The organism is Methanobrevibacter sp., assembly GCF_045116495.1.
Classification (GTDB): domain Archaea; phylum Methanobacteriota; class Methanobacteria; order Methanobacteriales; family Methanobacteriaceae; genus Methanocatella.
The window spans coordinates 1-7,539 of sequence record NZ_JBGULU010000114.1; the positions used below are offsets into that span (position 1 = coordinate 1).

Genomic DNA, 7,539 nt, shown 5'->3' on the forward strand with positions numbered 1-7,539 from the left:
ATTCCTTTTTGCATTATTGTCAAAAGCATGATTTCTATACTTCATAACATATATTTCAGATTGCCTATCATTTTTTGATAAAGCTACAATTGATGAATAAGCTTCATCACTACTAGGATAACTGCCTATATCATAATATTCAGGACAGTCAAATGATAAACCATTTTTATTAATATGTCTTGTATTTACCATAATATTTCCTCCACTTGTTCCACTGCTAAAACTATAACCACAAAAACCACAATTTATTGCTGATCCATTTAATCTATGCCCACATTCAGGACAATATTTTGATCCAACACTGGAGGTATAACTAGAATTAGAAGATGTATATCCAGCAAATTCATAATTACAATATGGGCATTTTTTTGCTACTTCATTTATTCTATGTCCACAATTAGGACAATTTTTCCAGTTAACTCCAGAAGTACTGCTAAGATTATTAGTGGGTCTTTTAGCTTGATTACTTGTATAAGAGTCATTTGATTTATTAGAATTGCCACCACTACCCAATGCAGCACAACATACCCCTATGATTAACATTATTACAATTATTAAAAGTATTGACATTCTATCCCTTAAGTAAAAATAATTATCCTGTTTGTTTTATTTTGGTTCTTATAAAGTTACCAATAAAAGCACCAACAAGTCCTGCTATTATGCATAAGAAATAATATTCTGGGTGATATGTAGACATATACTCTATACTATCTAAGAGAATAGCTATTATAATTGATGCAAGAGCTCCATAAATTAATGCAAATTTAATGCCATTTTTACATAAGTAACCTGATATTAAAGTACCTATAACAAGACAATAACTAACACCTTTTGGAAACATAGCATCTACTGAAAGAGTCACACCAAATAAACCTATTCTCATTAAAAACCAAATAAGGAATGTTAAGATAATGCCTGCGATGATGGGTAATATTTGCATTTTGCTCATTATGTCATCAGTTGTAAAATTATTTTTATTTATTAATTCGTTTGAAGTTGCCTGTGTATTATTTTCATCAGATAATGATGTACCACAGCTTGAACAGAATTTAACTGAATCATCTAATTCAGTACCACATTCTGTACAGTAAATTTTTCCCATAAAATCACCTTTAATTTAAGAACTATCATTTTAGTAAGATAGTAATTTTGCTTGATTTAAATATTTCATTGCTTTTTCAGGTTCATCAATTTCAATATACAAGTGACCTAATATTTCATAATTTTTTTCATAAGTGGGATAAGCAAGAATTCCCTTCTTACAACATTCAATTGCAATAACTGGTGGGGCTCCACCATCATGAAATGCACAAGCTTTCAAACCCCAAATTGATGAAATAACAAAATCATCTTCACCTTCAGAACATAAGTCTAATGCTTTATCAAAATATTCAATTGCTTTTACAAAATCTCTGGAGTTTGCATATTCCATAGCTTCAGCCATGTATTCCATTATTTGTTCCGCATAATTCATTTAATCACCATATCAAGTTGATTAATTGAAAGATAAAATAAAATATCTATTTAAAACCAACATAACTTAAGATGGCCTCAATTTCATCATCTTTTAAAATTTCTAAAGCTTTTGATTCACATTCTGCCATAACATCTTTTACATCTTCTGGTTTATCCCATATTTTTTGAATAAATTCATAACCGCATTCTTCGGCTACAAGTTTTAAAACATAAACTGAAAGATATACGTCATCAACATATCCTTGTGGACCATATATGTGTTCTGGGATTACATCTCTTGGAATTACATAATAAGCAATAGCTCCACAAATATCTTTTCTTAAATTTTGAGGAATATCTTGTTCTAAGATATCGCAAAGTAATTTATATAAATTAGGACCATGATTAATAAATGAATCATATTCCCCTGCATATGCATTTAAATTTTCAATTAAAGTATCATAGTAATCTTTTAAATATTCAGTCATAAAATACACCTACTCCATTTTTTATATTTATCATTAAATTTATAGAAATTTATCATCTTATTTAATAACCTCTAGATAACATTCTAGCTTGGTTCATATATCTCATAGCAATTTCAGGTTCATCAATTTCAATATATATCCTAGCTAATAGATCATAATTGCTTTCATTACTTGGGTCTGCCATTATTGCATTTTTTAAACACTTAATTGCAAGAACTGGTGGTGCACCGTAATCAAAAAATGTGGCTCCTTTCATGCCCCAAATTATTGAAACAACACTTGAAACACCATCTTCCTCTGCTATTTCTAAAGCTTCATCAAGTTTTTTAATAGCAATATCTAGGTTATTAGTTTCCATTGCCCTATCAATTAATCGTTGTATTCTTTCTGCTTTTTTCCTTATTTCTTCTTCATCATAGTACATTTAATCTCTCCGAACTTTATTTTTTTAAATTAAATAATTTTTCATTAATTGACAGAAATTCTAATATCCGTATCTATCAATCATGTCTAAAGCTTCATAACATAATCTGATATTTTGTTTTATGGCAGGATCAGTAGGAGCTAATTGTTCAGCTTGTAAAAAACATTCCAATGCGGCTTCATAACGAAAAGATTGAGCTAACATAATGCCTCGTTCATTTAATTGCATCGCTCTTCTTTGTCGTTGCCCTGCAGCATTTGCCATTCCAACTGCAGCTCCTAATGCGAACTGTAAAAAACCCATAGTTATTCCTCCTTTAAATTATTCTATAATTATACTTTCTAATTGTTGTTCATCTGCTCCAATAATAACAACTAATTTATCACCACTAAGATAGGAAAATGCCCCTGAAGATTTAAGCACGCCAGTATGTCCATTAATTGTTTTTTCAACATCATCGTACTCACGATTTTGACTTAAATCCCAATAAAAATTACCTTTGGCAGTTGAAACAGAAATGTCAAGAGTATTCGCACCAGGGCCTGAATAAGTTCTATCATACGTTACTCTAGTACCTTTATTTTGGTTATCTGTTCCACCAACAGTTTTGTAACCTTCAGGAATTTGAAAATTAATGCCATCAATAGTGTCAGTAAAAGATGGAGAAAGAGTTTCCGAAGTGTTTTCACTAACATCAGCATTAGGTGCAGCCATCATTGAAAATCCTACATACGCAACTACTATAAGAACACATATTATAAAAAATGCAGATATTCCTAAAAAGATTTTTGTAGTAGCAGAAAATTTAGTATTATTTGCTTTTTTAGATATCTCTTTAACATTAATACCTTCATTTGAAGTCTTATTGTTATTTTTTACTTCATTAGTTTTGGGAGGCATATTTTTATTATCTATTGGTGTGCCGCAACTTGAACAGAATTTAACAGTATCGTCTAGTTCTGTGCCACATTCTGTGCAATAAATTTTTCCCATATCATCACCCTTTTTAGAATAAGATTTAATTCTAAAATTTATTATTTCAAAATCATGTTTAATTAAACACAGTTTATTACTTCTAATATTATATCTTAAATCAATATTTATTTATAAATATCGATTTGATAACAAGATTCCATCACATTAAAATTTATTATATAATTTATATAAACTAAATAATAAAAAATATAATAAATATAAACTAATGTAAAAATTAAAAATGATAGGATGGTTATATGGGAATTACTGATTATATTAAAACTAGATTATTGAATAATAGGGTAGAACAGTACAACACTAAGCGCAGCTATTGGGGAGAGGATGAAAGGCAACCTAGAACTGATGGAATCAACACTGGCCTTGACCTTCCAGATGCACTTCCGCCAGTAATCAATAAAACAATAGCTAATGCTCGTTATGCTGTTAAACTTGACGGCTATACTTCAGGAATTCTGAAAAACAGAATTGATAAAGCTAATGTTAATATTGTACTTGTAGATAAGGACAATAAACTTTCAGCTGAGCAAAAACTTACTTTAATTTTATGGGCGAGAAAAATTGACATCAGCCAAGTTGCTAAAAATATTTTGCAAGGAGGAATGGTTGATGGAGAGGGATTAATTAAACCTGTAGAAAGATGGGATAAAAAAATAGGCAAATACATTAAACCCATCTTTTTAGAAATCGGCGCATATGGCTATGGATTAAAAAAAGAATTCAATGATGATAATGAAGTGCAGCTATACCTTCATGAGATGCCTAAAGATATTGTTAATGGATCTCCTGAAGAGTTCAATAATTATGTTAGTGTTGAAGAGGGAACATTAACGGTTAAGTATGATCCAGATGAAGTTATTAACTTTATGTATAATGAAATCTACTCTGAAGCTCAAAGCATTATCCTGAATTGTTTGGATGATATCTATCATAAATGTAATCTTGAAAGAAACCAAGTAGAGCGTATTAATAAGGACAATATTATTGAAGTTAAGCCTGCAATGGATGCTAACGGTCAACCTTACATTACTGAGCTTTCATCCACAGCTAAGGAAAATCTTTATGCTGATTATGGTACAACTGCCGGAAGTAATGTGGCTATTGTGCCCCCAGGAATCGAATCTAAAATCTTGGGGGGTAACAACTACCAGTCAGATTATACCCGGCAGACTGAAATCTTTAGGAATAATATTTTAAGAACCTTTGTAACTCCTCAATCTCAGGCAGGTAATGAAAAATCCAACCAGAACGTGGCCGAGTACATTAACGATTCAGCTATTACAGGATTTATTGTTAATGTGGCCAATGACCAGAAGTGGGTGTTAAAGTATTGTAATGAATTATTAAACTTACAGCTTGAGTTAATGGGCATTAGTGAAACTTTAGATATTTACTTCAGCTATTCCAGAGATGATGTATTAAGATATATCATGGAACTTTCTTCTGAAGGTGATGAAATCTATAAAAACTATCTCAGTAACTTTGAAGAGGAGCAGCCGGTTGGTGAGAGGATTTTAACTGATAGCGGTGTTGAAGTATAATATTTAATATTCGAGGAGATGATTTAATTGGTGTATTAAACATAACTTATTAATACTATTAATTTTTATATAATATCAACGTTTTAAAAGTAGGGAGCATAATGGATAAATTAATAATAAACCTTAATGATTATAAATCAATTAATCGAGCTAATATTGAAATAAATAAACTTAATGTTGTAAGTGGTGTTAATGGAAGTGGTAAATCCACATTAAGTAGAATATTTTATTCTTTTTTGAAAGGAAACTCTACTAAAAGAAGAGATTATCTTTTTGAAAGAATGGTTTTTGAATTCAATGAACTTATAGAGTTATTGGATGAAGATTTTGTTGATTATGATTTTCCGGAAGCTTTTGAAGTCACTGATACTGAAGATGAGATTCTTGAAAAATATAGTGCTCTTTATAATATAACTAAAAAACATGAAACTGTGTGCGAAACAAAAGAGGAAGAATTGGATAAAAAAATCTCTGAAGAATTTGAATCTCATATTAAACAATTAGAAAGTGAAGGGCTTATAAATATTGATGAAATTGAATTCGAAGATGATGATGTGACTTCTAAGTTATTGGACGTGGCTGAATTGGTTCCTGATTGGTCTGAAAGATTCATAGATGTTCTTGAAAAAATTTTTGATTTGGATCATCAAAAAAGTTATTATCAAACTACAAGTACTGTTCATGGCATGTGTATGTTATTTGCTCAATCCCTTAAGATATATCTTGATGAGGATTCATATGAGGTTAGTAGGGAATGTGTTCAATCACTTTTAATTAAAGAAGAACGGGGATTAATAGGTAAAAAAACTCTTGGTTTTGAAATGGTGTTATCTGATAATTCAAAAACTAATGCATATGAATATTTTTTTAATAATGGATTTATTGATAATGTTTATTATTTTGATAATGTATCGATGTTTGATTTATTTAATATATTAAACTTAAATTCAAAACGCAAACTCGTTATTCGTAATACCAATATTTTAAGTCATACTAATGAGCTTCTTGATGAGTTATCTGAAAATAAAGATAATGAAAAATATGAAGAATTATATGAAATTAAAGATATTCTTGAAAAAATCAAGAGTATAATTGGAGGGAGGTATTCTAATATGCTTTTCCCTATATTCCATACTAATAAAATAGATAATTCTGCATTTAGTGAACATTTCCCTCGTGAAAAAAGAGTTATTACTACTACAGATACTCCATCAGGAATAAAACAAATAGGAATTATTCAATTATTGTTGTTAAATAATAAACTCCATAAAGGAGATTATTTAATAATTGATGAACCTGAAGTTAATCTACATCCAGAATGGCAATTTAAATTTGCTGAAATTCTTGTTCTTCTAGCTAAAGAATTGGATGTTACGATTTATATTAATTCCCACAGCCCATTATTCATTGAATCAATGGATGCATTTTGCGAATTTTATGATATGCAAGATGATATAAATTATTATTTGACAGAACCTTCCGAAGATGAAGGAAAATATAATTTTGTTAAAATTAACTCAGATGAAATATTTAAAGTCTATGATAATTTAGGAAATGCATATGATTTAATAGACCAGCTCAGATTAAAAAAACGCTTGGGTGAATAAAATGGATAATTTAACAAATAAAGAATTCATTGAGTTTATCAAAAGCCATGAGAAGTTTTTTAAAAGCATAACTGAAATATCTATGAATGATTATGATGAACCATTAATTGAAAATGATTTTAAAATGTATTCACTTGATGAAATGTGTTGGGATTGTAAACTTTTAGAAAAAGCACCTACAACCACTGATGCGCTTTATTATAAGGAACACAATGATGGTAAGTTATCTTTATATTTAATTGAATTTAAATTTCATAATTTCAATAGTCCAAATGCAAAAGATATGTTAGAGCTAATTTCAAAAGATGTTAATGCTGACGGAAATAAGTATAACTGTTTATCTAATACTTATAAGAAATATTTAAGAAAGATAAATAATTATTATGGTGATGAAGTCTTATTTAAATTAGTATTAAAGCCCATAGAATCTTTAAATATTGTCATTCCTGCATTATATGAACAGTATTGTCTTGATAATGATTATCCTATAAAAGATATTAGAAAATTTTTAGAAAATGTAGAAAAGAAATTAATTATTTTTGTAAGTCATTATGATGATAATCCTCATAGGAATAAATCAAAACAAAGGTTGCAATCTATGGATATTGGTTTAAAAAATAATTATGATAGATTGGAGCAGGGAAAGCTAATTGATTCTTACGAAATATATGCAAGATACCAGTTCAATTATTTTTTATTAACTGAAAGAATTAGTTAGTCGATTTATTCATTAACTAATTCATTTAACTCTTTTTTTAATAATCAAATTTTTTAGTAATTATTGAAGTTGTCTTATCAATTTCATTTATATACTTTTTTCATTACTGATTTTTTATAATAAAGATTTATATAAAATAAGTAATAAAATATATAATAATTAATATAATAAAAATGTGATAATGATGAGACATGAACTTTTTGAAGTTGGATCATATGACTATTCCGACTTGGATGAAAGGTTAACCAAACCTGTTGAATGGACTGAAGATGATCTAAAGCTAATAGCTGAAAACTATCGTGGAGGAATTCCA

The 7,539-nt window shown here is 28.8% G+C and carries 9 protein-coding genes and 1 pseudogene; 3 read left to right on the forward strand and 7 right to left on the reverse strand.

All coding sequences use genetic code 11. The annotated features are described in order from the left end of the window. From ACJMLH_RS06230 to ACJMLH_RS06260, 7 genes and pseudogenes are all read right to left on the reverse strand, one after another. Positions 1-570: pseudogene (locus ACJMLH_RS06230) on the reverse strand (hypothetical protein); the annotation flags it as partial. A 22-nt stretch (positions 571-592) separates the two neighbouring features. Next, complete coding sequence (locus ACJMLH_RS06235) at positions 593-1,102, reverse strand: zinc-ribbon domain-containing protein (protein ID WP_405275804.1); 510 nt, start codon at positions 1,100-1,102, stop codon at positions 593-595. A gap of 30 nt (positions 1,103-1,132) precedes the next feature. Further along, the gene (locus ACJMLH_RS06240) at positions 1,133-1,474 is read right to left on the reverse strand and encodes a hypothetical protein (protein ID WP_405275806.1); all 342 of its coding nucleotides are present in this window, start codon (positions 1,472-1,474) and stop codon (positions 1,133-1,135) included. 46 nt (positions 1,475-1,520) lie between these two features. Continuing rightward, on the reverse strand, positions 1,521-1,943 hold the full coding sequence (locus ACJMLH_RS06245; RefSeq protein ID WP_405275808.1) for a DUF1232 domain-containing protein: 423 nt from the start codon (positions 1,941-1,943) through the stop codon (positions 1,521-1,523). Positions 1,944-2,004: 61 nt separating this feature from the next. Beyond that, a complete protein-coding gene (locus ACJMLH_RS06250; RefSeq protein WP_405275810.1) occupies positions 2,005-2,367 on the reverse strand; it encodes a tetratricopeptide repeat protein in 363 nt (120 codons plus the stop codon). A gap of 60 nt (positions 2,368-2,427) precedes the next feature. Continuing rightward, entirely contained in the window at positions 2,428-2,670 is a 243-nt protein-coding gene (locus tag ACJMLH_RS06255; RefSeq protein WP_405275812.1) for a hypothetical protein, read from the reverse strand. 18 nt (positions 2,671-2,688) lie between these two features. Next, the gene (locus ACJMLH_RS06260; RefSeq protein WP_405275814.1) at positions 2,689-3,360 is read right to left on the reverse strand and encodes a zinc-ribbon domain-containing protein; all 672 of its coding nucleotides are present in this window, start codon (positions 3,358-3,360) and stop codon (positions 2,689-2,691) included. Between the two features lie 239 nt (positions 3,361-3,599). Here ACJMLH_RS06260 and ACJMLH_RS06265 point away from each other — a divergent pair, with 239 nt between their 5' ends. From ACJMLH_RS06265 to ACJMLH_RS06275, 3 genes are all read left to right on the forward strand, one after another. Next, the gene (locus tag ACJMLH_RS06265; RefSeq protein ID WP_405275816.1) at positions 3,600-4,901 is read left to right on the forward strand and encodes a hypothetical protein; all 1,302 of its coding nucleotides are present in this window, start codon (positions 3,600-3,602) and stop codon (positions 4,899-4,901) included. Between the two features lie 101 nt (positions 4,902-5,002). Continuing rightward, complete coding sequence (locus ACJMLH_RS06270; RefSeq protein WP_405275818.1) at positions 5,003-6,508, forward strand: AAA family ATPase; 1,506 nt, start codon at positions 5,003-5,005, stop codon at positions 6,506-6,508. Position 6,509: 1 nt separating this feature from the next. Beyond that, positions 6,510-7,226 (forward strand): hypothetical protein, encoded by a 717-nt coding sequence (locus ACJMLH_RS06275; protein WP_405275820.1) that lies wholly within the window; start codon positions 6,510-6,512, stop codon positions 7,224-7,226. Positions 7,227-7,539: the final 313 nt, after the last annotated feature.

Excerpts from the sequence above, each read along its gene's own strand:
- ACJMLH_RS06235 (WP_405275804.1), bottom strand. The coding sequence starts at position 1,102 with ATGGGAAAAATTTACTGTACAGAATGTGGTACTGAATTAGATGATTCA.
- ACJMLH_RS06240 (WP_405275806.1), bottom strand. The coding sequence starts at position 1,474 with ATGAATTATGCGGAACAAATAATGGAATACATGGCTGAAGCTATGGAA.
- ACJMLH_RS06245 (WP_405275808.1), bottom strand. The coding sequence starts at position 1,943 with ATGACTGAATATTTAAAAGATTACTATGATACTTTAATTGAAAATTTA.
- ACJMLH_RS06250 (WP_405275810.1), bottom strand. The coding sequence starts at position 2,367 with ATGTACTATGATGAAGAAGAAATAAGGAAAAAAGCAGAAAGAATACAA.
- ACJMLH_RS06255 (WP_405275812.1), bottom strand. The coding sequence starts at position 2,670 with ATGGGTTTTTTACAGTTCGCATTAGGAGCTGCAGTTGGAATGGCAAAT.
- ACJMLH_RS06260 (WP_405275814.1), bottom strand. The coding sequence starts at position 3,360 with ATGGGAAAAATTTATTGCACAGAATGTGGCACAGAACTAGACGATACT.
- ACJMLH_RS06265 (WP_405275816.1), top strand. The coding sequence starts at position 3,600 with ATGGGAATTACTGATTATATTAAAACTAGATTATTGAATAATAGGGTA.
- ACJMLH_RS06270 (WP_405275818.1), top strand. The coding sequence starts at position 5,003 with ATGGATAAATTAATAATAAACCTTAATGATTATAAATCAATTAATCGA.
- ACJMLH_RS06275 (WP_405275820.1), top strand. The coding sequence starts at position 6,510 with ATGGATAATTTAACAAATAAAGAATTCATTGAGTTTATCAAAAGCCAT.